A 24,824-nucleotide genomic window follows, 5' to 3' on the forward strand; every position below is an offset into this window, starting at 1 on the left:
CGCATAAAGTTTTAAATTTCGCATTACAAAATTTTATACCATAATATAAAACAAATTAATTGATAATGGAACTTGTTTTCGATAGGATCATCTTATTAATTTAAAGTTTTAATTTCAGATCTGTCTAAGAATATTTGGTTTGAATCAACAATAAAGCAAATATTTTTCAAATAGTTAAATAAAAGGAATGAATGATGCAGCAGGATGATAAGAGTCAAAATAAATTGAAAATAGGCGTGATTAAGCAACATTTAGATAAAAATATACTCACGCTAACGATGAGCAATCCCACCAAAAAGAATGCGATTAATTATGAAATGTATTCTGCACTCAGTCAGGCATTAGATGAGGCAGCAATCAATCAAGAAGTTCATGTGGTTATACTCACAGGCGAAGGGTCTGCATTTACCAGTGGCAATGACGTAAATGCATTCGAAACGCGTAATACAACCAGTACCGAACCACCCTCTTCAATTGTATTTCTAAAAAGCTTAGCAACGTTTCCAAAGCCGATTATTGCTAAAGTAAATGGTGTAGCAATTGGCATTGGCAGCACCATGCTTTTACATTGTGATCTCGTAAATGCAAGTCAAAACTCTATTTTTCAGTTTCCTTTTGTGAATCTCGGACTTGTGCCTGAAGCAGGTTCTAGTTACATCTTACCGAGATTATTAGGTTTCGCTCGAGCTTCTGAAATTATTTTACTGGGCGAGAAATTTTCGGCACAACAAGCTAAAAATTATGGTTTAGTAAATAACGTATGCGAAGAAAACGAGCTTGATCAATTTGTTGAAGATACGGCAACCAAACTCGCAAATAAACCAAGTCAAGCTTTACAGCTCAGCAAAAAATTATTAAGAGATATGCCTATTGATGATCTATTAAATCGTATTGATCATGAGTCGACTATTTTTTCTCATTGTTTGCAAGGTGAAGAATTTAAAGAAGCCCTAAGCGCCTTCAAAGAAAAAAGAAAACCGAATTTTCATAAGCACGTCATTTGAAATATAGCTTATGAAAAAGGCCAGCAATCAATATCTTTGCTGGCCTTTTTTGATTTTTTAATTCAGTACAATTAACTAATCTCAGTACGAATGTTATTCACCATATGTAAAAGACGTGGTGCAATATCTTCTTCAAGTTTTTCACGGTTCATAATAAAGCTTGGACCGCCACAGTTGAACACCAGCAAACCATGTTGTTCATGAATCAGCGGAACTGCAACTGAGTTCACATCTTTATGCCATTCGCCAATTGAAAAACAATATCCAAAATCTTGATAGTCTTTAAAAGCTTTGTCTAAATCACGATTAATCTTGATCCAGTCTTCTTTGTGCTTGGTACGAATCGCATCAAGCAAAAATTCTCTTTCATCTTCAGGCATTGCAGCTAAACATGCACGTCCCATCGAACTTAAATGAATCGGTAAATAAGTTCCGACCTGACGGCGCATGGTCATATTTCCTTTACCTTGTACCACGTCAAGATAAATCATATTGAGTCGATCACGTGTTGCCATTGCAACCGCAGCGCCAGCATAGTCTGCCAGATTTTTCATATATGGATGAGCAATAGAACGAATCGACACGTTAGAAAGCATCGAGTAACCAAAAGCAAGAACCCCAACTGAAAGTTGAAATTTGCTCGAATTTGGGACTTGTTTGATATAACCCAAACGAGACAAAGTGTGCGTTAGACGAGTAATGGTTGGCTTAGGTAAACCCGTCATTTGTGCGAGCTCTTGGTTTCCTAAATGCTGATGTTTTGGGGTAAAACAACGCAATAGCTCTAAACCACGGGCTAATGCAGTAATAAATTGGCGATCATTTTCATCCTGCATGTCTTGAATCGGATGTAATAATTCATGTCTTAAAGGCGCTAATAATTTTTCTGTTTGCTCTGCATCTACTGCATCATTCATATCTATACCAATCCACATTTTGTTTCGCACTGCGAAAATTATAATCTATTTTTTCTATAAATAGCAAAAAAGCAAACGTCCGAGTCTGCATCTAAAATATAACTTGATTTAAACCATTCAAGCGAAAGGCTAAATATTTTATTTTCTAATTTTAACCCTTCGCTTTCAGGCCAGCTTACGCAATCACGCCTTTTTTCTTAAGCTCATCTAATTTTTCCAGAGAAACGATTCGACCTAAAACCACTTGCGTATGTTCACCCAATAAAGGAGGGGCTGTTTTGTACTCAACAGGTGTTCTTGAAAGTTTGATTGGCGAACCAATTATCTTCAATTTTTCACGTTGCGGGTGATTCATCTCGACCAACATTTCTCGGGCAATCACTTGTGGCTCTTGAAAAGCTTGTTCCAAGTTATTGATTACACCTACCGGAACTTTAGCTGCATAAATCGCATCTACCCATTCATCTGCAGTTTTAGTTAAGAAATGGTTTGATAAAATTTCGATAATTTCATCACGATGTTTGATTCGGTCTGCATTTCGGGCAAAACGCGCATCATTGGGTAAATCGGGTAAGCCAACACTTCTACAAAGCTGAATAAATTGGGTGTCATTTCCACACGCGATAATAAAATCACGATCAGAGGCTTTGAATACTTGGTAAGGCACAATATTGGCGTGTGCATTGCCATAACGCTTAGGGATATTACCTGATGAAAGATAATTCATTCCTTGATTTGCCATAGTCGCAATTTGGACATCAAGCAAGGCCATATCAATGTATTGTCCTAAACCCGTCACATGACGATTAAGTAAAGCAGCTTGAATGGCTATCGTAGAATAAAGTCCTGTAGCTAAATCAGAAAAAGCCACCCCTACTTTTTGTGGACCGCCACCCGGTAAATCATCACGCTCACCTGTGACTGACATCAGTCCGCCCATTCCCTGAATAATAAAGTCATAACCAGGTTCTTCAGCTCTTGGGCCAGTTTGACCAAAACCTGTAATTGAGCAATACACCAATTTCGGGTTAATTGCAGATAAAGACTCGTAATCCAAACCGTACTTTTTCAAAGAACCTGCTTTATAGTTCTCAATCACCACATCTGTGTCTTGAATTAAAGCTTTAATCAATTCTTGACCATCTGGGCTGGCAATATCGATGGCAACCGATAGTTTATTGCGGTTTGTAGACTGATAATAAGCAGCCTCTTGAGTATCAAAACCAGAGTCATCCTTCATCCAAGGTGGTCCCCACGAACGAGTATCGTCACCGACTTTGGGTCTTTCAATTTTGATGACCTCTGCACCTAAATCGGCCAACGTCTGTCCACACCAAGGCCCAGCCAATACCCGACTTAAGTCAAGCACCCGAATTCCATTTAAAGCACCCATCTTCATCCCACTCTATCTGGTGATTCATTTCCTATAGGAAAATTTATCCATTTAAAATTTCGCATAGCGATATATATTTTTAATATACACACCTCATTTTAAAAATCAAACTTTAATTTTCCACTAAAAATGATGAATTTTTATAAGAAAATATAGCTTAAATAAATCAATAAATTAGCCAATAAAATACCAATAACAATATATCGCATTGCGAAATTAATTTTCAAAATATATTGTTTTGCGTTCATCCTTTGATTACTATCGCTTCAAATATTGATGATTTTACGAACATCACATTGATGTTTTTAGCATGTAGTAAAAGGATGAGACTATGATTCGAGATCAGGAAACACTAAATCAACTTGTTGATATGATTCGACAATTTGTTGAAGGTGTATTAATTCCTCATGAGAATGAAGTCGCTGAAACGGATGAAATTCCTCAAGATATTATTGAGCAAATGAAAACGCTGGGCTTATTTGGTTTAACCATTCCTGAAAAGTACGAAGGCCTTGGACTTACAATGGAAGAAGAAGTCTATGTTGCTTTTGAATTAGGAAGGACCTCTCCTGCTTTTCGTTCGCTTATTGGTACCAATAATGGCATTGGTTCAAGTGGTCTGATTATTGACGGTACTGAAAGTCAAAAATCATTTTTCTTGCCACGTTTAGCACGTGGTGAAGTGATTAGCTCTTTTTGCTTAACTGAACCCGATGCTGGTTCTGATGCAGCATCTTTAAAGACTAGTGCAGTAAAAAATGGCGACTTTTATATTTTAAATGGCACCAAACGGTTTATTACCAATGCCCCTCATGCCGGCGTATTTACAGTTATGGCACGCACAAGTTCTGATATTAAGGGAGCTGGTGGTATTTCTGCTTTTATTGTCGACAGCCAAACCCCAGGTATTTCTCTTGGCAAACGCGATAAAAAAATGGGGCAAAAAGGCGCTCACACTTGTGATGTGATTTTTGAAAATTGTCGTATTCCTGCTTCAGCACTCATTGGTGGAGTTGAAGGCGTTGGCTTTAAAACCGCCATGAAAGTGCTTGATAAGGGACGATTACATATCGCAGCGTTAAGTGTCGGGGCCGCGACAAGAATGCTAGACGACTCTTTAAAGTACGCCATCGAACGCAAGCAATTTGGGCAACCCATTGCCGAATTCCAACTTATTCAAGCCATGCTTGCTGACTCAAAAGCCGAAATTTATGCAGCCAGATGCATGGTTTTAGACGCTGCACGCCTACGTGATGCAGGACAAAACGTCAGCACTGAAGCTTCCTGCGCAAAAATGTTTGCGACCGAAATGTGTGGTCGAGTCGCTGATCGCTGCGTACAAATTCATGGCGGTGCAGGTTACATCAGTGAATATGCGATTGAACGTTTTTATCGAGATGTTCGTTTGTTCCGCCTCTATGAAGGCACCACTCAAATTCAACAAGTGATTATTGCCCGAAACATGATTCGCGCTGCGTCTTAATCAAATTTTAAGCGCTTTAAAACGACTTGAAGTGCTTTCAATCAAATGTAGGTAATGGATTATGGCTACAAATTACAAAGAAGGTCTTTCTCGTATACAGCCTCATACGTGGAAAATAGCATTTATTTTTGCATTTCTAGCGCTATTGGTGGATGGTGCAGATTTGATGCTGCTGTCTTATAGCTTAAATAGTATTAAGGCAGATTTCGGATTAAGTTCAGTACAAGCCGGTATGCTCGGTAGTTTTACTTTAGCAGGTATGGCTGTTGGTGGAATTTTTGGCGGTTGGGCATGCGATAAATTTGGTCGCGTCCGCATTGTTGTTATTTCTATTTTAATTTTCTCGCTCCTCACCTGTGGCTTAGGTTTTACTCAGAGCTTTCTTCAATTCGGTATTTTAAGATTTTTTGCATCACTTGGACTTGGCTCGCTCTACATTGCGTGTAATACATTGATGGCCGAATATGTCCCGACACGTTACCGCACAACCGTACTCGGAACTTTACAAGCGGGTTGGACGGTTGGATATATTGTTGCAACATTACTTGCAGGTTGGATTATTCCAGATCATGGCTGGCGCATGCTGTTTTACGTTGCGATTATTCCCGTCATTATTGCTGTTTTAATGCATATTTTTGTACCAGAACCACAAGCATGGCAACAGGCTCGACTACAACAACCTGTTGCGGCTCAAAACGCATCGAAAACTTCGGCATTTAAACTTATTTTCCAAGATAAGCAGAACCGTAATATGTTTATCCTTTGGGCATTAACCGCAGGTTTCTTACAGTTTGGTTATTATGGGGTAAATAACTGGATGCCTTCTTACCTAGAAAGTGAGTTAGGTATGAAGTTTAAAGAAATGACCGCCTATATGGTCGGTACTTATACCGCCATGATTTTAGGTAAAGTCCTTGCCGGCATGATGGCAGATAAACTAGGTCGTCGTTTTACCTATGCCTTTGGTGCCATTGGTACTGCTATTTTCTTACCACTTATTGTTTTTTATAACTCTCCAAGCAATATTTTATATTTACTCGTTACCTTCGGTTTCTTATACGGTATTCCTTACGGCGTAAATGCAACCTATATGACTGAAAGTTTTGCGACAGCCATCCGCGGTACAGCAATTGGTGGTGCTTATAATGTTGGTCGTCTTGGAGCAGCCCTTGCACCTGCCACAATTGGCTTCTTAGCGTCTGGTGGTTCTATTGGTTTAGGTTTTGTTGTAATGGGCGCTGCCTATCTGATTTGTGGTGTGATCCCCGCCCTATTCATTAAAGAAAAACTATATGACCCACAAAAGTCATAAAAAGATCTATCACATAGGTCATATGCCTATCTGGTTGATGGTGCTAACGATCGAAACATGTGTTTTAAATCGTTAGCCGGAAATAAGGAATTTACTACTCAAAGTTATTCCTTATTTCCACATATGTAGAGTTTATTACTCTTCATTTTAATTTTTTAGGTAAGCTTAGCTCTCAAGGGAGCTAAGCTTAAAAAGATGAAGATGTACTTGGTATTTTTAATCGCTTTAAAATAAAAGAACCCGCGTTAAAGCAGGTTCCCTCATTACTTAGAAAATCAACTTGCGTGCTTAAAACTATCAATCTGCTTAATCTCATAAGGCAAACCGACATAGTTTTCAGCCAATGTTGTTCTACCTGCAATTGACCCGAGCACATAACTTAGTTCGGCTTGTTTAATCTTATGATCAAACTCACTTTCAGTTTCAAAGCGATGCAATAAATGAGTCATCCACCAAGAAAAACGCTCTGCTTTCCATACGCGTTGTAGGCATTTCTCTGAGTATTCATCAATACCTTGTTCTGAACCTTCCACATAATATTGAACAAGTGCGCTTGATAAGTAAGCAATATCGGAAGCCGCGAGATTGAGTCCTTTTGCTCCTGTCGGTGGAACAATATGTGCAGCATCACCTGCTAAAAATAGTTTTCCGAAGCGCATTGGCTCAGTCACAAAACTACGTAACGGCGCAATACTTTTTTCAATAGAGGCCCCAGTTACTAGCTTTTCACGGCTTTCAGGGTCTAGGCGGTTTTTTAACTCATCCCAAAACTTTTCATCCGACCAGTCTTCTACGTGATCGGTTAAAGGGACTTGTAAATAATAACGGCTACGCGTTTCAGAACGCATACTGCATAAAGCAAATCCACGTTCTGACTGTACGTAAATCAACTCATCGGCTACAGGTGGAACATCTGCCAACACACCTAACCAGCCAAATGGATAAACTTTTTCAAAGGTTTTGATTTTATCTGCAGGCACGCTGGCACGGCAGACGCCATGGTAACCATCACAACCTGCTATAAAGTCACACTCAATTTGAAAGGCTTTACCTTGGTATTCAAACTCAACTTTGGGCGCAGTGTAGAAATCTTTAACCTGCACATTTTGAGCTTCATAAAATGAAGTCAGCTTCTCTGCTTCGCGCGCAGTCATCAAGTCTTTAGTGACTTCGGTCTGACCATATACGGTCACTTGTTTTCCACCTGTTAGTGCCGCCAAATCAACCCGATGTTTTACACCATTAGTTAAGATTTCAATGCCTGAATGCGGCAATCCTTTATCTTTTAAGTTTTGGTCAACGCCTGCTTGTTTAAGTAAGTCGACTGAAACTTGCTCTAAAATTCCTGCACGAATCCGTGAAGCCACATATTCAGCACTACGTTGCTCAACAATAATATGATCGATCCCAGCTTTATATAGAAGTTGCCCAAGCAATAACCCTGCTGGTCCAGAACCAATAATTGCAACCTGTGTCTTTAAAATATCCATAACTTCATCCTTGTTTCATCCTGACTTTTAAATTACTGGCTTTAAGTTTTGTGCACTATGTATGCAAGACGAAAATAACCGTTTATCATTTAGTTTGTCCGAATAGCGGACAGAAACAACCAAAATAACAGGAATGAAAGGATGCCTTCTCTCGATGCTTTTTTAGAGCACCCGAACTCGCATGAGAAAATTCGTCAAGAAGACTACATTGCAGGGTTAGCAAAAGGCTTAGCTTTACTGGAAGCTTTTGGAACAGATCGGCAACGGCTCAATGTGACTCAAGTGGCTGAACGAACCGGTATTAGCCGTACAGCGGCAAGGCGTTATCTAAAAACTTTGAAATACTTAGGCTATTTAGAAACAGATGAACATTACTTTTGGCTCACCCATCGCGTGCTGCGCTTTTCGAGTTCTTATTTAAGCTCTGCACATTTGCCTAAAGTTGCTCAATCATTTTTAAATCTTTTGTGTGCGCAGACGTCTCTCACTTTTTCGATTGTAGTTCTGGACGATAATGAAGTCGTACCGATTGCCCGTAGTTATTTACCGCAGCAAGATAATTTGCGTGTAAGTCCTTACGGCATGCATTTAGGAAACCGACTCCCTGCCCATGCAACTTCTACGGGTAAAGTATTGCTTGCAGCATTGTCTGAGGAGGCTCAGCACACATGGGTAAAAACTTACGGTTTAAAACGCTTAACCCCATTTACCGTTGTAGATGAGTCAAAGTTTTTTGAGGTGCTTAAGGACATTTCGTTATCAGATTATTGTCTTTCTAAAGAAGAACATGAGCTTGGCGTGATTGCGATTGCGGTGCCTGTATTTAATGCACAAGGTCAAGCCGTGGCAGCACTTAACTGCATGTCTCAAACCAACCGTGTACAAGAAGATTATTTGGTTCAGCAAATTTTGCCATTGCTGCGCAACACGGCAAATGAACTTAGAAATGTGATTTAAATAATGTATTAAAAAGGCCTCGTCTACTTGAACAAGGCCTTTTAATACGCAAAGCGAAAATTTATTGCTCAGATTCAAACTCTTTAATTGCCTCTTTAACAATACGAAAACTATCTACAGCAGCAGGCACACCACAGTAAATTGCAACCTGTAAGAGCACTTCACGAATTTTCTCTTGAGGTACACCATTCCGTAGTGCACCTTTGACATGTAGTTTTAATTCATGTGGACGATTTAAAGCCGAAATCATTGCCAAGTTGATTAAACGGTACTTTATACTAAACTTGACAAAAAGCTTACCACCTATCACTTTTTCTTATTTTTCAAAGCTCTAAAACTGTTTCTTCAAAAGAACAATTTACTATATAAATACAATATTTTTTATATTAGAATTCATTATAAACTATTAAATGCATTATTTATGGAATGAATTTTGCTTAATATTAATTTAGTATAAATCTTAAGATAGAAGGATATTATCAATGAATGTTAAATTTGATTTTAATTTAGTACGAATTTTTTGTACTTTATATGAAACTGGTAGTCTGACTAAAACTGCTGAAATTTTAGAAATTAGTCAACCAGCGATTAGCCATTCACTGAAAAAGTTAAGAGGTTTATATAATGATCAACTTTTTATTCGTACTGATGGTAGAATGTTACCTACAAGCTTAGCTGAAAAAATATCCCACAACTTACTCAGCTCTAAAGAGTTAATTCTTTCTACATTACCTAATACAAATATAATAACTATCAAAAAAAATTTTGTATTGTCTATGTCCGATATGTGCCAATCTTATTTTATGCCTTCCATTTGTCTATTGATGGAAGAAAATAATAATAAAGTAAATATTGATGTAATTCAGGCACGGCAAAACGATTTACTTAATGCAATGCGTGATGGAGAAATTGACTTTGCGATAGGAAATTTACCTGTTCTAAAAAACTGTAAAGATAATATAATATATGAAAAATTATTTGATGATGAATTTGTTTTAATGATTAGAGAAGAACATCCATATTACAATAAAGAAATTGATATTATTTTAAAAAATATTGAATTGATTGGTGTTAAATCTTTAACTACTGGTCACACTGATCTTGTTAAAAATATTAATAATGAATTTGAAAATAGAACTGTATTAAATATTCCTAATTATTCTGTGGCTCCAGAAATTGTAAGTAAAACAGATTATGGCGTTATTATTCCTAAATCATTTGCTAAAAGATTTAATTATGAAAATCAATTTGTTATTATAGATATTAATATACCAGGAAATACTATTGATATTGGTCTTTATTATCATAGATTATTTAAAAATAATCATTCCATAAAATGGATGAGTGAAATTATTTTAAATAACTTTAAAGCCACCTCTTTTTAAGGAATATAAAATGCATTCAAATGGAACTCTGCTAGTCGATCAAATAATTCAATCAAGATATGCCGCTCGAGCTTTTTTAGATCAACCTATCGACCCGCAGCTCATTAGAGATATTTTAACTATTTCTTCCCGAGCACCTTCAGGTACTAATACACAACCTTGGAAAGTCTATATTGTTAGTGGACAAAAACGAACTGAGTTGGTGATAGATGTTTTGCAAGCACAAAAAAAAATATTTGAAGAACCTGATGTAGCTGAACAATATCAAGAAACTTTTGCTTACTACCCCAAAGCTTGGCCACAACCTTACTTAAATCGACGAAAAGAAAACGGCGCCTGGTTATATGGTTTACTCAAAATTAGTAAAAATGATCAAACAAAAATGCAAACACAGCTTTTGCATAATTATGAATTTTATGGTGCTCCAGTAGGCCTTTTCTTTACTGTGGATCGTTCTCTAGGCATTGGTTCTAAAATGGATATTTCAATGATGATGCAGAATGTAATGTTGTGTGCCAAAGCTAGAGGACTTGATACTTGCCCGCAAGCTGCTTGGAATAAATTTCATTCTATTGTACTTAACCATCTTAATGCAGACGAGAATGAAGAACTAGTCTGTGGAATGGCTCTCGGCTATGCCGACCCTTCCCAAATTATTAATATTTCTCAAACCACTCGAGTTCCAGTAGAAGAGTTTGCTATATTTTTAGATTAATTATTTAGCTATAAAAAAATCATCTTCAGATGATTTTTTTATTCGTAAACTGTTTCTACAAAAATAATTAGCGCATCAGTAATCCACCATTCATGTCCCAAGTTGCTCCAGTGACAAATCCCGAATTATTTTGAATTAATAACTCAATGGTTTGTGCAATAAAACGCATATCACCAAGTTTTTTTACTGGTATCGATTTAAGAATCTCTGGAATTTCATTCACCTGAACCAAACGGTGAAATGCTGGTGAATCCACTGGACCACAGGCAATTGCATTAACCGTGACACCTGACTCAGCCAGTGCTTTAGCAAATAGTTTAGTCATCGTTAGAATAGCACCTTCAGAAATGGCATAGTGTGCTCCTACAGCGACACCGCCATTTTGACCTGCGAGAGAGGACATATTAATAATACGTCCCTGTCCCTGTTGTGCCATCCATTGTCCAAAGTGTTGACAGGCGAGGAAAGTTCCCATCTGATTGATCCGGCTGATCTCAACAAACTCATCAGCCGAGATTTCAAACAGTGATGTCGTTCTAGTCATCGCAGCATTGTTAATCAGCGCATCCAACTTATGAAATTTTTCTTTAATCCAGCCAGAGACTACGTCAAAGTCTGTTGGCTGTGTGATATCTAGCTTATGGGCAAATGCATTATTTACTGCCAGCTTCGCTACCGCCGCTTCAGCTTTCTCAAGTGTCAGATCTGTCACAATCACCTGATATTGCTGGCTAACCAGATATTCTGCTATCGAAAAACCAATTCCTTCACCTGCACCAGTAATTAGAATCACCTTATCCATTACAACCGACTCCTCTTTCCAAACTTAGTGATTGCCAATATTTTTAGGTGTAAAGAAAATACTTATCGCAGCGATCAAGGCAGCTGCGGAGAACAGATAGAAATTAGCACTAGTACTAGTTCCATTCGCCAGTAGATAACCCGCAATGATCGGCCCCATGATGGCCCCAATACGACCGACTCCAATTGCCCAACCAACTGCACTAGCACGAATTTTAGTCGGGTAATAATGGGTAATATAACCTAGCTGAACCATACCTACTCCAGTTATGCCGATACCTGCCAGAGCAACCAATACATAGGTTAGGGCAATATGGTAGTTAAAGGATAGGCAGAAAATAGCCACTGCACCAATAAGATAGAACATCACAATTGTTTTACGAGTGTTCAATCGATCTGTCAGACGTCCAATAAAGAGTGAACCCAAGCCAGCAGAAAGCATAAAGATTGCTAGGAAAGAAATACTTGAACTAATGCCATAACCATTAGTTTTCATAATTTGTGGCAACCAAGTGCTCAATCCATAAACACCCAGTACGGTTGCAATCTGTGAGCTCCAAAACAAAGTTGTTGCACGCAGATGCTTGGCTGAGAATAATTCTTTCAGCAGAGAGAAAATATTAACCTTTTCTTCTTTGCTTACTTGATAGTTTTCAATTGAACCTTGTGCGATACCGATTTTGTCAGCTAACTGCAACGCCTCTTGTTTCCGGTTTTGACTAAGCAGAAAACTAATGGATTCAGGAAGGTATTTGATAAATACAGGTACTAATAAAAGTGGTAATGCACCAACTGCAATCAGTGGGCGCCAACCATATTCATCCAGATAGAACATCCCAACCAGCGCTGCCAATAATGCTCCTGCTGGATAGCCACAATACATCAAAGCAAAATAGAAATTTTTATGTTTTTCATCTGAATATTCAGAAGTTAAAGCACAGGCAATTGGAATTATGCCACCGACTCCAATACCACAAATACCGCGAGCAATAACAAAAGTAATCGGGTCTTGTGCCATAGCTGCCACAATCATTGAACTGGTAAAAATAATTAGACAACCAATTAATAATTTTTTGCGTCCAAATAAATCACTGAGTGCACTAAACAAATAACATCCAATCAGCGTACCCAAAAAAGCTGCACTGCCAATATATCCCATGTGTACGGCAGTCACGTTCCAGCTTACTTCCTGTAAAAGGGTCGGAATAATGACACCCATAATTCCGATATCATAACCCTCAGATATCATTGCAATAAAGCACAGCAACACCACACGTTTAGTAGTAGTAACTGAAGGCTCCATATTGGTATTTATTGCATTATTTATTACTGGTACCGACATCACTATTACTCCTTAATATATTTTTAATGAAGGATGTGCCTCATGTATGGCATAAGAACCATTACAGAAAACTAGTGAGTCAACATCCTGTTCATAACTATATTGCAGCACTTCTCCAATCACGATGGCATGATCCCCTGCATCGCAAACACTCCATAAGCGACACTCAAACCAAGCTGATACATTGGTAAAACGAGGTGCACGCTCACTATCTTGATGCAGTTCTACACCTGCAAATTTATCTTCACCACGACGTGCAAAACGATTAGACAGTTCTATCTGCTCTTTTCGTAGTATATGAATAGTAAAATATCCTTCTTGAGTAAAAGCGTCGTATGTGTAGGCATTTTTATCAATGCTCCATAACACTAAAGGTGGTTCCATAGACACTGAGTTGAAGCTATTAGCAGTAACGCCAATTTTCTCTCCATTCTTGTCATAAGCTGTAATAATAGTAACGCCTGTTGGAAATTTACTTAGTGCATTTCTAAAATCACGTGTATTAATCAACATTTTTTCCCTCGTTATTTGATCCGTTTCTTTTCCTGAAACTAGATATATCCTTTGAATGGTTCTGTTTTGGTCATCACTGCCCCAGCTCCATCAAAGACAGATTCATTGATATGTGCATGTTGAGTAATCACCAAAATATCTCTTAGAATTTTCTGCATCTTCTGACGCTTGAAGATGGAATTAATGCCAGAAATGCTATAGCAGTTCTTGACAATATCGACGCACGAATGCGCGGCATAGGTAGCAGAAAGGCGCATTTCATTTTCTAGCTCTTTACTAATCTCATTCCCTTTTTCAATTTCTTCCCAAACAAGATGGCAAATCTCGTAGAAATAACTGCGGGCACTGAGAAAAGCTGCTGTATTTTTGGATAAAGCCATGCGGAAATAGGCACGATCAGCGAGTTTGGGCGCGCCAGTTGTAGTTTGTCCCTTACAAATCTGTAGAAGTTCCTGAATTGATGCATATGCCAAACCAAGTGCTACTACTGTATGAACCTGACCCGAAAACGCGACGGTTGGGATGTGATAAAGTGGTTCATCAACTAGTGCAGGTGCACCGCGAACAAAAGACCAGTCCTCAGTCACAAACTCCTTATTAACTTTTAAGTCGTGGCTACCTGTGCCTTCCATACCAAAAACGTCCCAGTTCTCAGAAACTTGTACTTTATCTTTAGGAAAAATTACAGTTCTTGGACGGTCCTGAAATTCGCCGCTGCTACTTTCACAAATGCCAACACCTAACCAATCTGCTGTTTTTGAACCACTAGAAAATTTCCAGGTTCCAGTCACTTCCCAACCATTATCAATACGAGTAACTGGTTGTACGGGGAATAAGCCCCCCGCAAAGATCTGGTCTGGACCGTCCTGATAAATGATTTTCTGAGTTTCGATAGGCAAAGCCGCTAGGTAATAGTTTGATGAACCGAAACTAGCCACCCATGCAGCTGAACCATCGACTGCGGCCAGTTTTTCCAAAGACTGTAAAAATGGCAGTGGATTCCCCGCATTACCACCAAAAATCCGAGGTACAGACACACGGAAAAATCCAGCTTTTTTCATCAAATCGACGATATGCTGTGGAATATAAGCCAGTTCCGAAAACGATGCACTTTCCAACGCAACTTGCTTGAGCAATTCTTCAAACTCAGATTTTTTACTCTCATCCAGAAAGATGGAATCGTAAAGTCGCTCAATGGTATACATGGGTCTTCCTTAGGGATTATAAGTAGATATTTATAGTTATAGTTTTTAAACTTCTATAGAACAAATTACTTTCACTTATGTTGTTTTCCTAAAATAAACAGTACGAATACATATTTTATTCCATTGATTTATAATGTTTTTTATTTTTAATTCTAAGTAGATAATTGCAATATCAAAGACCGAATGAAAAAATTACAGGCTCCTGATCTGGAGCCTGTAAATATGTATCAATCGATAAGGATTGTTAAAGTTTTTAGAACTTGAAGGTGTAAGAAGTAATTAAACGGTTTTCAACAAAACTCTTGCCTGGTTGCATTCCTGCACCATACTTAATATTAGCATCGGTATAGCGCCATTCAAATCCCAGTCCTTTTAGCCAACTCTTATTCGGATTGTATAACAGGCTGAATACACGTTCACTTTCCCTGTTATCTGCCAGTCCAGGGCGCTGGATACCTTCTCCATGATGATAAGCAAACCGAACTTTAACTCCCGGGAGATTCCAGTTTTTAAAATCATATATGTAACTAAAATGCCAGATTGTTTCTTCTGGATTATTAAAAGTCAGGATTGACCATGCCTGTAAGTAAAGTTGTGGAGAATAACCAGTTAGTAAAGGGAAACTACTGTCTCCTATGTTCTTTTGCAAACCAAACGTGAATAAGTGATTCTGGTACTGGAATGTGGTCATTCCACCCAAAGCCTGACTATCAATCTTCCCATAATACGCATCACCATCTTCTTTATTATAGAAATAGCTCAGATCAAATTTAACTTTGGCCTGATTTAGCTGAGTTTTATAATTGATACCAATATAATGCTGCTGGTAAATATCTTCCAATTGACCAAACCAATAAGATGACGACAAGTCAGAAGTCAGTTGATAATCCAGCCCTAATAGATTTAGTCCATCACTTTCCTTAACTGGTCCCGCAGCCATCAAACTCAATTTACGGTATTTATTATCATTACGGGCATTACTATGAGTAATACGCCCTGCAGTAACTTTTAAATTCTCAATATCCTTGTTTTCCAAGATCGCCCCAGCTAATGATGTAACTAACTGTCTTGACTCATCAAAATATACAATTGGGGTCCGTGGCAACAATTCACCGACTTTCAGTTCGGTATTACCTGCTTTTAATTTTAAAGTAACCCCGTATTTAGTATAATTACTTTTTAACTCTCCTTTAGCAGTATCATAAGGCATAATTAAATCACTGGTCTGACGATGTTCACTATCAACTAAAACCGCATATCGAATGCTTGCATCTATTCCTACTTGTAGTGGTGTATCAGTGTAGCCTGATTCAAAAATTAAGTTCGCTCCTTGCGTCCAGCTGCCAAAGGATGGTTGTCGTTCTTGATCAAAGGATCGATCAAAATAAAAATTTCTAAGATTAAGGTTAGTTTTACTATCTTCGAGGAAATCTGCATGTAATTGCATCGTGGCTGCACTAGCAAATATTGATATTATTGCTGATTGAGTAAGTTTTAACTGTTTCGACATATGGTACCTATCACATTATTCCATTAAACACCAATTAATAGCCAAAAACAGACCACATCTAAAAAGTTCACTTAATATAGGTTAATTTATTAAATAAATTTTAGATTAATTATTAAATGCCTTCCAATAAACCCAAACTAAATAGGCTAAAAATAAAATGGTCCGATCCAAAACATTAAAACACTTTATATATAAAAATAATAAAAAATATAAAAAAAATAAACAAAACTAATAGTATAAAAATTAAAATAAATTCTAATTATAGTTCTTTATAAAAATTAACCTATATTTCTCTTAAAGTAAAAAAATATAAAATCAATGCTATTAAAGCAAAAACACTCATAACAATAAACATATTAATTATAATATTAAAAAAAATGAAATTTAAAACAACCCCACTTATTAAACCACAGGAAAAATGTATACTTCCCATCATTGCACTTGCTGCTCCTGCACGTTTATTTTGATTTTTCATTGCCAAGGCTAAGGAACTCGGCCCTATTAGTCCCATTGTAGAAACAATTAAAAATATAGAAATAAATATTAAACTCTTAGAAACAAAAAAATAACCTACACCCAATAACAAAATTCCAAATACTTGAATTATTAAACCTAAAAATAAGATAAATTTTATATTTTTTCTTTTTAGGAGAAATTTACTCAGTAAAGAAAAAAATATAATTCCAATTCCATTTAATCCAAAAATTAAGCTAAAAATTTTCTCATTTAAATTAAATTCACCTATCATTACGGCTACTGCTGAATTTAAAAATGTAAACATTACACCACCTGACAATCCTCCTATACACATAGGAAGATAAAATGTTCGGTCTTTCAGCAAATAAACATATGATTTGAAACTATATTTTATTTTAAATTTAGTTCGCTCAGATTTCGATAACGATTCTTTAAAAAAGAAATGAACTCCTAGTAGGCACGCTATACCAATTAATGCCATTAATATAAAGATCATATGCCAATAGTAATATTCTAATATCAATGCTCCAATACTTGGAGCAATTACGGGTGCAATAGCTAAAATCATCATTAAAGTTGTAAAAGCTTGTGCTGAAGCTTGTAAAGTGAGCTTATCTCTTACAACTGCTCGTACAATTACTACCCCCACACAACCACCTAAAGCTTGTATCACTCTTAGAAATATTAATTGATAAATATTTTGGCTACATACACATAAAATACTAGCGAAGATATAAAGAGCTAAACCAAAATAAAGTGGTTTTTTACGCCCTAAAGCATCGCTAATTGGTCCATAAATTAACTGTCCAACTGCCAAACCGAAGAAATATGCCGGTAAAGTATTTGAAACAACTTGCACACTCACTGATAAATCTTTGGCCATATGATTCAAAGCAGGTAGATACATATCTACAGATAAAGGACCTAGTGCCATGAGCAAAGATAAAAAGAGAATCCAGCTTAATGAGTATTGAGTACTCTGCTGTAAATGAATATCTTGCATGAATTCAACCTTGAATTAAAAAGGAAATCTCTAAAGATCTAGCTCAATTAAGATTTTAAATATCCAAAACTAGGCGCGGTGTTTTAGACCGTGAACAACAGACAAGGATCTGTTCATTGCTAGCTTTTTCTTCGTCGGTAAAATATACATCACGATGATCAGGTTCGCCTTCGATCACATCACACATGCAAGTACCACATACGCCTTGCTCACATGACATTTCAATTTCAATACCTTCACGTGCCAAAGCTTGCAAAATGGTTTCTTCAGCATTGACCATAATGATTTTGCCACTTTGCTGAGCAACAACTTCAAATGCATCACCACCAGTTTCCACTTCGACCTGAAAATACTCTTTATGAATCTGCTGTTCTGGAAAATTCCTGGAAATGGCTAAGTTGATAATCCAGTCCATAAAACCATTTGGCCCACAGGTATAAATATGGCTTTCAGGATCAATTCCTTTAATAGCCGACTGGAAAAATTCCCGATGGCTCGCCCCTTCCGATTTAAAATGGAAAGTCGTAAATTGAGCTAATACACCATTTTTAATTTCATCAACAAAGGCACAGCGTTCTGGACTTGAACCACAATAATGTAATTCAAAAGATTCTTCTTGCTGAACCAATTGATAGGCCATCGTAATGAGCGGCGTAATTCCAATACCGCCACCAATAAGTACAGTATGTTTTGCCTTAACCAAAGGGAACAGATTTTTTGGTTCACTGACTTGGATTTGCATACCATTTTTTAAGTCATCAAAGGCAGAAACTGAACCGCCACGTGATTCCGGATCACGCAAAATACCTAAACGAAATACACCGATATGCATTGGATTTTGGCATAGGGAGTATTGACGCACCATGCCATTCGGTAGGTGCACATCAATATGCGCACCCGCCTCAATTCTTGGTAATGCAGTAGAGTTTGCAGATTCAAATTCCATGACTGCAACGTTTTCACCCTCTACATGGCGATTTTTGACAACAACATTATACAGTGTAGCCATGATCCTTCTTCCTGTTACGCATTAAGCTCAAGGCTTAAAGCCATAAAATAACTCACCATTGATATCCCTTTTATTGCTCACGCCATGAATGGTGCACTTGGGCCTTTCAATTTCATTTTTGTTTTCTTAGAGAATGTAACTAATACCTGCTAAGGTATCGGTAGAGTTTACTAAGTTGATAATTTTACGATTGATTTTAAAGCCTTGCTCAACATCACGTTGTAAATGGAAAATTACATCAGCTGTGTAATGCTTTAAATTTTCCTTACGAAATTCACGTAAGTTCTGTGCACAACGTAAAATAATTTCGTCGTTGTCATCCTTAAGAATACGAATACGTGAAACGCTACGGACAGTGTTGGCTTTTGGTGCAGTTGAAATCGCTTCACCATTCTTTAAACGTTCGACACGTAATTGGCGCATATGGTGATCGTCATAGGCATAATTCAGATTATTTTCATAATCGGTTAAGCTTGGATCGATAGGAATGATATACACGCCGTTTTCATTCCACAGCTTTATCCATGTTTCATGTTCAGAGTGGTCTAACATGTCTGCTTCCGCCCAAATAAAAGCAGTCACTTCGTTCAATAAATTTAAGTCAATTTTCATAGCATTTTCCTTAAGACATCATTAACTTTTTCCACTGCTGATAAGCAGCACGCATCCCTGTTTCAGCACTAACATCACTTTTTAAACCATCTTCAGTTTTCACTTCACCTGTTAAACCACGGTTTAACATGATCCATAAATCATTACCTGCACTCGCGCCGTGTTGTACGCGTTCCCATGCTTCTGCATCATCTGGCGTACCGAAACCAAATGGGCCTTGAAAATGTTCATGTAAGCGCAAGCGATATTGGTTGGCAATTTGTGGGCCACCATCCATGGTAATGACAGAATGATGAATCTCTGTTTTATCGACTGCAATTGGTTGCATGACACGGAAGAAAGCCATTGAACAAGCAATATTTGGGAATAAGTTCAGGTTAAAACCAGATCCTCCTACAGCACGGACAATACGACGGACCTCAAGTTCTTCATGCCCTTCATCACGTAAAGCTTGCGCAAGTTCTTCAAAACGCTCCTGAATTGGGCGTTGCATCAGCTCTTCATCTAGATCAACCAGTTCTGGAATCATCACCATAACGCTATGACCATTACCTAAGTCTTCGACATAACCTGGCTGATTCTCAAAGTTAAATAACTCTTCAGTTTGTTCATCTACCGAGCTTAAGAATGATTTGTGTACCAACGGGAAATGATAGGCATCAGTTGTATTCTCCAACTGGATTTTCCAATTACCTGGGAAAGTAAAACGGTGTTCACCTAAGACCTTAATTGGATAGCCCGCACCTTGTTTCATAAACAAGTCGATCCATTTTTTTGCAGCTCCAAGGAAATCTTCTAATGGCTCAATCTCGTGATTGAATGAGGCGAAAATCATGCCGTTATATTCTTCAATGCGTAAGCTAATTAAAGGGAATTCAGATTTATCTAAACATTCACCATAGCTTTCTGGAGATGGTACGCCACGCAAACTACCATCTAGTGCATAACTCCAACCGTGATATGGGCAGACAAAACTATTGGTTTTCCCTTTTTTATGTTCACACACGGTAGCTGCACGGTGACGGCAGCGGTTTAACAATACATGGACTTTTTTCTTTCGATCACGTACAGCAATTACAGGCTGCTTACCTATATTCATGGTTTTATAGCTACCTACATCTGGAATTTCGCTGGCATGTGCAACCCAAACCCAAGTTTTGTAGAATATCTTTTCCATTTCATCATCAAAGATCTGAGCATCTTTATACAATGAGGTGTGCGCGCGATCACTTTGAACAAGTTCGTTGTAATCAATCTCGATATTTTGTGTTGGAATAATACTGTTCATGGCAATTTCCTTTTCAATCTGTCCTTACTAGGAATTAATTTTGGTTCGGTAGTGGCAACTCCGCACTGCTATGCCAGTGAGAGATAGGTCGGCTAAAAATATTTTCTGTCTGGAAATATTTAATTTTCCAGCTACCCTCTATTTGCTGTTGAAAGCGAACCGTTAATTTGGCTGCGTTTAAGTGACTACGTCCATCTCGAAAGGTGGATGTTTGCAACATCAACCAAGAAGCATTAGCTTGATTTTGTTTGATATAAATTTGTTCTGAACCCACAAAATGAGCATTCATAACAAAATGAGATTCTTTTTTTGTATAGCTTTTGAACATGTCATAAATCGCTTGCCATGAATCATAACGTCCAAAAGATTTGGCATATTTCTCACCAATGCCTTCCCAAATACAGTCTGCATCAAATAAGTTCATTAACTCATTCAAGTCAGTATTGGCATCTAGAGCATCACAGATTTCCATATAACGATTTATACAGTTACGGATTTCTTGCTGTGCTTGTAATTGTTCCAAACGTAATAAGAGCTTAGTCATATCAACATCATGAAGCATGCTCTAGACTCCTTTATTTGGTTCAAATAAACATGCAATTGCACATAATTTCTCATCTTGATTTTGTCCCGCCACCAATTGCAGGCCTACGGGTAAACCTTCTACCGTTTCTAAAGGCAAAGTTAGTGCTGGATGACCTGAAACATTAAAAGGACGTACTAGAGACGTTAAGTTCAGTAGTTTTAATGGATCATTTACTTCACTAATTTGTGGAGGAATAATGGGTAATGTAGGTAAAAGCAATGCATCGAATTGTATTAAAAGTTGATCTACTTCTTGTCGAAATGCCTGCTGCACTTCTTTCGCTTTCTCATATTCTTCAGATGTGATTTGTGCAGAAGTTAATAAACGTTGGCGAATATCGCCCCCTAATTTTCCAGTAGTAATTAAATATGAAAATGCCCGCCAATTTTCATAACTAATCAGCGTCATTCCGACTTTATAAGCAGCTTGAAATAGACTTAAGTCAACTGGTTCAAATTGAATATTGCCTAACTGCTCTATTCTTTGTTCAATGCTTTTCCAAACTAAATTATCTGCATCTACACGTAAAACACCTATACGCGTTGGATGTTTATAATTTATCTGAGTCTTTTGAATATCGAATGTTGGATCAATAATATCCATTGCGTGAATCAGTGTGCTCATGTCATTAGCAAACGGTCCAACACAATCTAAGCTAGAAGTTTGAGGTAATACACCTTGACGGCTTACACGATCGAAGGTTGGTTTAAGTCCATAAATACCACAACATGCTGCAGGTAACCGAATAGAACCTCCAGTATCAGTTCCTATAGAGAAATCACATATTTTCTCTGCAACTGATGTAGCAGATCCACTCGATGATCCACCTGGAATTAGATCAGGATATTTAGGGTTTACAGGACTCCCTGTATAATTATTTAATCCCGTAATCCCGAAAGCAAGTTCATGTAGGTTAGCCTTGCCAATAATCTGACAGTCATGGTCTAAAATATTTTCTACAACTGCGGCATGTTGTGTTGCAGCAGGAATACTTGCTAAGGCTGGGCTTGCTGCTGTAGTCGGATAATCCTGAATATCTATTGTATCTTTAACAACGACTTTTAATTTTCCAGATCCCAACTGTAAAGTCTGAACCAAAGATGCCATATTTTCTCAACCTATGATGTACGATTTCAGATCATTACCGACCTGAAACTCACTTGTCATAAGTTATATACATGTCCTTTAGGCATCGCAAATTACTACTATTTATACTTTTTTAAGTATTATTATTGAGGCGAATGAAATAAGTATCTCATCAAGATGCTTTAAGCATTTTATATACTGCAATATCAATTCTGTTCTTATAAAAACCTGACCATTAACGAATCTTGGCCCGGCCTTTTGCAGTCATGCTTAATTTGTAAATTTCATAAATTCTATAGGTCAAACCCCATATTAAAAAAGCCGCATCCAAAGATGTGGCTAAATAGAATTTAGTCATAACTTTCACGGAAAGCTACAATCAAACTAATCCGCATTCTCCTTTTCAAAAGTAGATCCATTTCTAGATTGTTCAGAAGAGCCCAAAGCCATACTTGAGAATACGCCGTCGCGATAAATCCATGCATGTAATAATGCAGCAGACAGATGACCAATAACTACAGCAAATAATAGCCAAGCCAGAATTCCATGCAATGTGCGAAACCAAGCATAAAGCGTAGAGTTGGTTGGTGTTATAGGCGGAAGATCCCAGCCCGGAAATAAAGTTACAGGCCAGTTACCTGCTGATAGAGTTGCCCATCCGAGTAATGGTAAACTAAACATTAAAATATAAAGTAGCCAATGTGATGCATGGGCAATAAACTTCTGCCAGCGCGGTACAGTCGGTGGCAAAGGTGGAATTGGATAATAGAGTCGATTTATTAATCTTATGATGACCAATAATAAAATTGCTATCCCTAAAGGACGGTGAATATCGATTAACCACGGACGCCAAGTGATTGAGGTTGTCATTCCCACACCAACAAATAGCATGGCCAAAATTGCTACAGCCATAAGCCAATGTAGTATTCGAGCAGTCAAGTTAAAATGACATGGAGCATTATTGTTAGATTTTTTTTGCATTGTTAATCTCTCCTATTTGCCCACGGCATCCGTTGCTTTGCCAAATCCAATTTCACGTAACCGAGCATTGTAAGACTGTGAATAGATACCCGCTCGTGCTGCGAGTACTGGATCATCTGATAACTCAATTCCTGATGGAACCAATGTTGGGTCAAAGTTAATATCACGACAAACGCCATTTACCTGTTCAGTCACATTTTTGACTTCCAATGTTCCTGCTATAACCTCTTTACGTTCTTTTGGCCAAGGTTGAGATGGGTCATTAATTGGGTCTCCTGGCTCAGCAAGTTGTAAAACTAAATTCCAATACAGCGGCCCTTCAGCTAAACGTTTTTTGATATCTTTAAATAAGAAATCATGGTCAGCTTGATCACGTTGTTCTTTAGTCAGACTAATAAATTTTGAATGAGGGCGCATAGACCAACGGACTGGCTGTTCTTGTCCATTCGCCGCCCGCAATATAAAAGCATTTACGACATAAAATTCTGCACCGCTGAAACTACCGGTTAATGGCATCTTTGCCTTTTGCTCAATAGATTTACGCGCTTCGGGATATTCTTTTAAAAAAGCCTCAACAAGGGCTGGATCAGGTTTGCCAGTAGATGGAACTGGTTTAAATGCTTTTACCTGGGCCAGAAAACCCTCAGGATTTCGAGTAGGAAAATAGGGAAAGTTGTTTAATTTCATACGCCATTGTGAATGATCAGCTGAGGAAAGTAATAAAGCCATACTCACTGTTGCTGTAGAGTTATCTGACGCATGCGGGTTACCGCTTCCAATAGAAAATCGACCAATTGCTGGTATATCAGACTTGGCAAATACACTGGCTTTAGAGAGCGCTGCTGCGGCACCATTACTGTGGTAAGTACCATCAAAACAAATACCTTTACCGTGTGCACGTCGATATCCAGGATCAAAGTTGTTTAATGTATCACCCAAAAAAGTTTTGCTTGTTGTTCGATGTCCAAATAGTCCTGCAATCCAAGCAAATGCCAATACTAAAGAACCTGCGATTACAGCAATACCCACGAATCGCAACCAATACTTCTTTAGACTTTTAAAATTCAAATTATTCATTCTTAATCCTATGTAAACTGTATAGCTATATCTAAAAGAAGAGTTTGATAATGTAAAAAAAGTATTACTTACATTTATGGAACCAAGTTCAAAATTAGCTGAGTAAATAAAATCCTGAAATGTTCTGGATCCAATATAGAGATGAGCCTTAATATAATATTTATTTCCAGACCATATAAGATACGTACCTCGAGGTTAGTATTAAGCTTACTTACATTTGAATGGAGATAAATAAAGTATGGTAACCAAAAATATAAAAGCTCCCACATTGACAGAGAGAGTCCGAAGAGGTGATCTTTTTACTGGAGAGAATAATTGTCAATCACGAGAAGTATTTGCTCATGTAACAAGCCTTTGAGGAGTTATATGTCTTATCGCCTTACGTGATGGCACACATCGTTACAGTGAGTTACGCCGTAAAGCAAGCGGTGGCAGCACTTAACTGCATGTCTCAAACCAACCGTGTACAAGAAGATTATTTGGTTCAACAAATTTTGCCATTGCTGCGCAACACGGCAAATGAACTCAGAAATGTGATTTAAATAGACATAGAAACTCTTGTCATCAATTAGAGATACAAGAGTTTCAACACATAATTTTAAATGGCAAACCCTTTAACCCGCTGGTTTGCCAGAACTCATGAAAGAACGAATACGAGCCAATTGAGCAGCTAAACAA

The 24,824-nt window shown here is 37.7% G+C and carries 22 protein-coding genes and 3 pseudogenes; 8 read left to right on the forward strand and 17 right to left on the reverse strand.

The window, feature by feature from the left end:
* Positions 1–194 precede the first annotated feature (194 nt).
* The gene (locus HL290_RS07285; protein WP_198496404.1) at positions 195–1,004 is read left to right on the forward strand and encodes an enoyl-CoA hydratase; all 810 of its coding nucleotides are present in this window, start codon (positions 195–197) and stop codon (positions 1,002–1,004) included.
* A 71-nt stretch (positions 1,005–1,075) separates the two neighbouring features.
* Here HL290_RS07285 and HL290_RS07290 read toward each other — a convergent pair whose 3' ends face one another.
* Together HL290_RS07290 and HL290_RS07295 are read right to left on the reverse strand one after the other, a co-directional pair.
* Complete coding sequence (locus tag HL290_RS07290; protein ID WP_017389939.1) at positions 1,076–1,921, reverse strand: IclR family transcriptional regulator; 846 nt, start codon at positions 1,919–1,921, stop codon at positions 1,076–1,078.
* 175 nt (positions 1,922–2,096) lie between these two features.
* The gene (locus HL290_RS07295; RefSeq protein ID WP_198496050.1) at positions 2,097–3,314 is read right to left on the reverse strand and encodes a CaiB/BaiF CoA transferase family protein; all 1,218 of its coding nucleotides are present in this window, start codon (positions 3,312–3,314) and stop codon (positions 2,097–2,099) included.
* Positions 3,315–3,645: 331 nt separating this feature from the next.
* Between HL290_RS07295 and HL290_RS07300 the strand changes: the two genes are divergently transcribed.
* Together HL290_RS07300 and HL290_RS07305 are read left to right on the forward strand one after the other, a co-directional pair.
* Positions 3,646–4,797: an acyl-CoA dehydrogenase family protein gene (locus HL290_RS07300; protein ID WP_198496051.1), complete on the forward strand. Its 1,152-nt coding sequence runs from the start codon at positions 3,646–3,648 to the stop codon at positions 4,795–4,797.
* Between the two features lie 61 nt (positions 4,798–4,858).
* Complete coding sequence (locus HL290_RS07305; RefSeq protein WP_198496052.1) at positions 4,859–6,109, forward strand: MFS transporter; 1,251 nt, start codon at positions 4,859–4,861, stop codon at positions 6,107–6,109.
* 275 nt (positions 6,110–6,384) lie between these two features.
* Here HL290_RS07305 and pobA read toward each other — a convergent pair whose 3' ends face one another.
* Positions 6,385–7,599 carry a 4-hydroxybenzoate 3-monooxygenase gene (gene pobA / locus HL290_RS07310; RefSeq protein WP_198496053.1) on the reverse strand — a complete coding sequence of 405 codons (1,215 nt, stop codon included), beginning with the start codon at positions 7,597–7,599 and terminating at the stop codon, positions 6,385–6,387.
* Between the two features lie 141 nt (positions 7,600–7,740).
* Here pobA and pobR point away from each other — a divergent pair, with 141 nt between their 5' ends.
* Complete coding sequence (gene pobR / locus HL290_RS07315) at positions 7,741–8,556, forward strand: IclR family transcriptional regulator PobR (protein WP_004642369.1); 816 nt, start codon at positions 7,741–7,743, stop codon at positions 8,554–8,556.
* Between the two features lie 61 nt (positions 8,557–8,617).
* Here pobR and HL290_RS07320 read toward each other — a convergent pair.
* Positions 8,618–8,821 (reverse strand): annotated as a pseudogene (locus HL290_RS07320) (carboxymuconolactone decarboxylase family protein); the annotation flags it as partial.
* Positions 8,822–9,038: 217 nt separating this feature from the next.
* Between HL290_RS07320 and HL290_RS07325 the strand changes: the two are divergent.
* Together HL290_RS07325 and HL290_RS07330 are read left to right on the forward strand one after the other, a co-directional pair.
* Positions 9,039–9,941 (forward strand): LysR family transcriptional regulator, encoded by a 903-nt coding sequence (locus HL290_RS07325; protein ID WP_005041538.1) that lies wholly within the window; start codon positions 9,039–9,041, stop codon positions 9,939–9,941.
* A 10-nt stretch (positions 9,942–9,951) separates the two neighbouring features.
* Positions 9,952–10,656: a nitroreductase gene (locus HL290_RS07330; RefSeq protein ID WP_005041540.1), complete on the forward strand. Its 705-nt coding sequence runs from the start codon at positions 9,952–9,954 to the stop codon at positions 10,654–10,656.
* A 67-nt stretch (positions 10,657–10,723) separates the two neighbouring features.
* Here the strand turns inward: HL290_RS07330 and HL290_RS07335 are convergent, their stop codons facing one another.
* The 13 genes from HL290_RS07335 to HL290_RS07395 form a co-directional block, all read right to left on the reverse strand.
* Positions 10,724–11,458, reverse strand: coding sequence for an SDR family NAD(P)-dependent oxidoreductase (locus HL290_RS07335; RefSeq protein WP_005041542.1), 735 nt, complete (start codon positions 11,456–11,458; stop codon positions 10,724–10,726).
* 24 nt (positions 11,459–11,482) lie between these two features.
* Positions 11,483–12,799, reverse strand: a complete 1,317-nt coding sequence (locus HL290_RS07340; protein WP_005041544.1) for an MFS transporter — start codon at positions 12,797–12,799, stop codon at positions 11,483–11,485.
* 12 nt (positions 12,800–12,811) lie between these two features.
* Entirely contained in the window at positions 12,812–13,312 is a 501-nt protein-coding gene (locus tag HL290_RS07345; protein WP_005041546.1) for a flavin reductase family protein, read from the reverse strand.
* 38 nt (positions 13,313–13,350) lie between these two features.
* Complete coding sequence (locus HL290_RS07350; RefSeq protein ID WP_227602204.1) at positions 13,351–14,448, reverse strand: acyl-CoA dehydrogenase family protein; 1,098 nt, start codon at positions 14,446–14,448, stop codon at positions 13,351–13,353.
* A gap of 322 nt (positions 14,449–14,770) precedes the next feature.
* The gene (locus HL290_RS07355) at positions 14,771–16,027 is read right to left on the reverse strand and encodes an OprD family outer membrane porin (RefSeq protein WP_005041551.1); all 1,257 of its coding nucleotides are present in this window, start codon (positions 16,025–16,027) and stop codon (positions 14,771–14,773) included.
* Between the two features lie 283 nt (positions 16,028–16,310).
* The gene (locus HL290_RS07360) at positions 16,311–17,507 is read right to left on the reverse strand and encodes a multidrug effflux MFS transporter (RefSeq protein ID WP_198496054.1); all 1,197 of its coding nucleotides are present in this window, start codon (positions 17,505–17,507) and stop codon (positions 16,311–16,313) included.
* A 55-nt stretch (positions 17,508–17,562) separates the two neighbouring features.
* Positions 17,563–18,516, reverse strand: a complete 954-nt coding sequence (locus HL290_RS07365; protein ID WP_005041553.1) for a PDR/VanB family oxidoreductase — start codon at positions 18,514–18,516, stop codon at positions 17,563–17,565.
* Between the two features lie 126 nt (positions 18,517–18,642).
* Positions 18,643–19,128, reverse strand: a complete 486-nt coding sequence (locus HL290_RS07370; protein ID WP_005041555.1) for an aromatic-ring-hydroxylating dioxygenase subunit beta — start codon at positions 19,126–19,128, stop codon at positions 18,643–18,645.
* A gap of 10 nt (positions 19,129–19,138) precedes the next feature.
* On the reverse strand, positions 19,139–20,416 hold the full coding sequence (locus tag HL290_RS07375) for an aromatic ring-hydroxylating oxygenase subunit alpha (RefSeq protein WP_005041556.1): 1,278 nt from the start codon (positions 20,414–20,416) through the stop codon (positions 19,139–19,141).
* A 34-nt stretch (positions 20,417–20,450) separates the two neighbouring features.
* Positions 20,451–20,978: a nuclear transport factor 2 family protein gene (locus HL290_RS07380; protein WP_005041557.1), complete on the reverse strand. Its 528-nt coding sequence runs from the start codon at positions 20,976–20,978 to the stop codon at positions 20,451–20,453.
* A gap of 3 nt (positions 20,979–20,981) precedes the next feature.
* The gene (locus tag HL290_RS07385) at positions 20,982–22,109 is read right to left on the reverse strand and encodes an amidase (protein WP_198496055.1); all 1,128 of its coding nucleotides are present in this window, start codon (positions 22,107–22,109) and stop codon (positions 20,982–20,984) included.
* 363 nt (positions 22,110–22,472) lie between these two features.
* On the reverse strand, positions 22,473–23,069 hold the full coding sequence (locus HL290_RS07390) for a cytochrome b (protein ID WP_005041560.1): 597 nt from the start codon (positions 23,067–23,069) through the stop codon (positions 22,473–22,475).
* A gap of 12 nt (positions 23,070–23,081) precedes the next feature.
* The gene (locus tag HL290_RS07395; RefSeq protein WP_005041561.1) at positions 23,082–24,146 is read right to left on the reverse strand and encodes a catalase family peroxidase; all 1,065 of its coding nucleotides are present in this window, start codon (positions 24,144–24,146) and stop codon (positions 23,082–23,084) included.
* 238 nt (positions 24,147–24,384) lie between these two features.
* Between HL290_RS07395 and HL290_RS18830 the strand changes: the two are divergent.
* Positions 24,385–24,582, forward strand: a pseudogene (locus HL290_RS18830) (transcriptional regulator); the annotation flags it as partial.
* Positions 24,560–24,688, forward strand: a pseudogene (locus HL290_RS07400) (IclR family transcriptional regulator C-terminal domain-containing protein); the annotation flags it as partial. The pseudogenes HL290_RS18830 and HL290_RS07400, both read left to right, overlap by 23 nt.
* Between the last annotated feature and the right edge of the window lie 136 nt (positions 24,689–24,824).

Origin of the sequence: Acinetobacter sp. AC1-2 (genome assembly GCF_016124155.1) — a bacterium.
In the GTDB taxonomy this organism is placed as follows: domain Bacteria; phylum Pseudomonadota; class Gammaproteobacteria; order Pseudomonadales; family Moraxellaceae; genus Acinetobacter; species Acinetobacter calcoaceticus.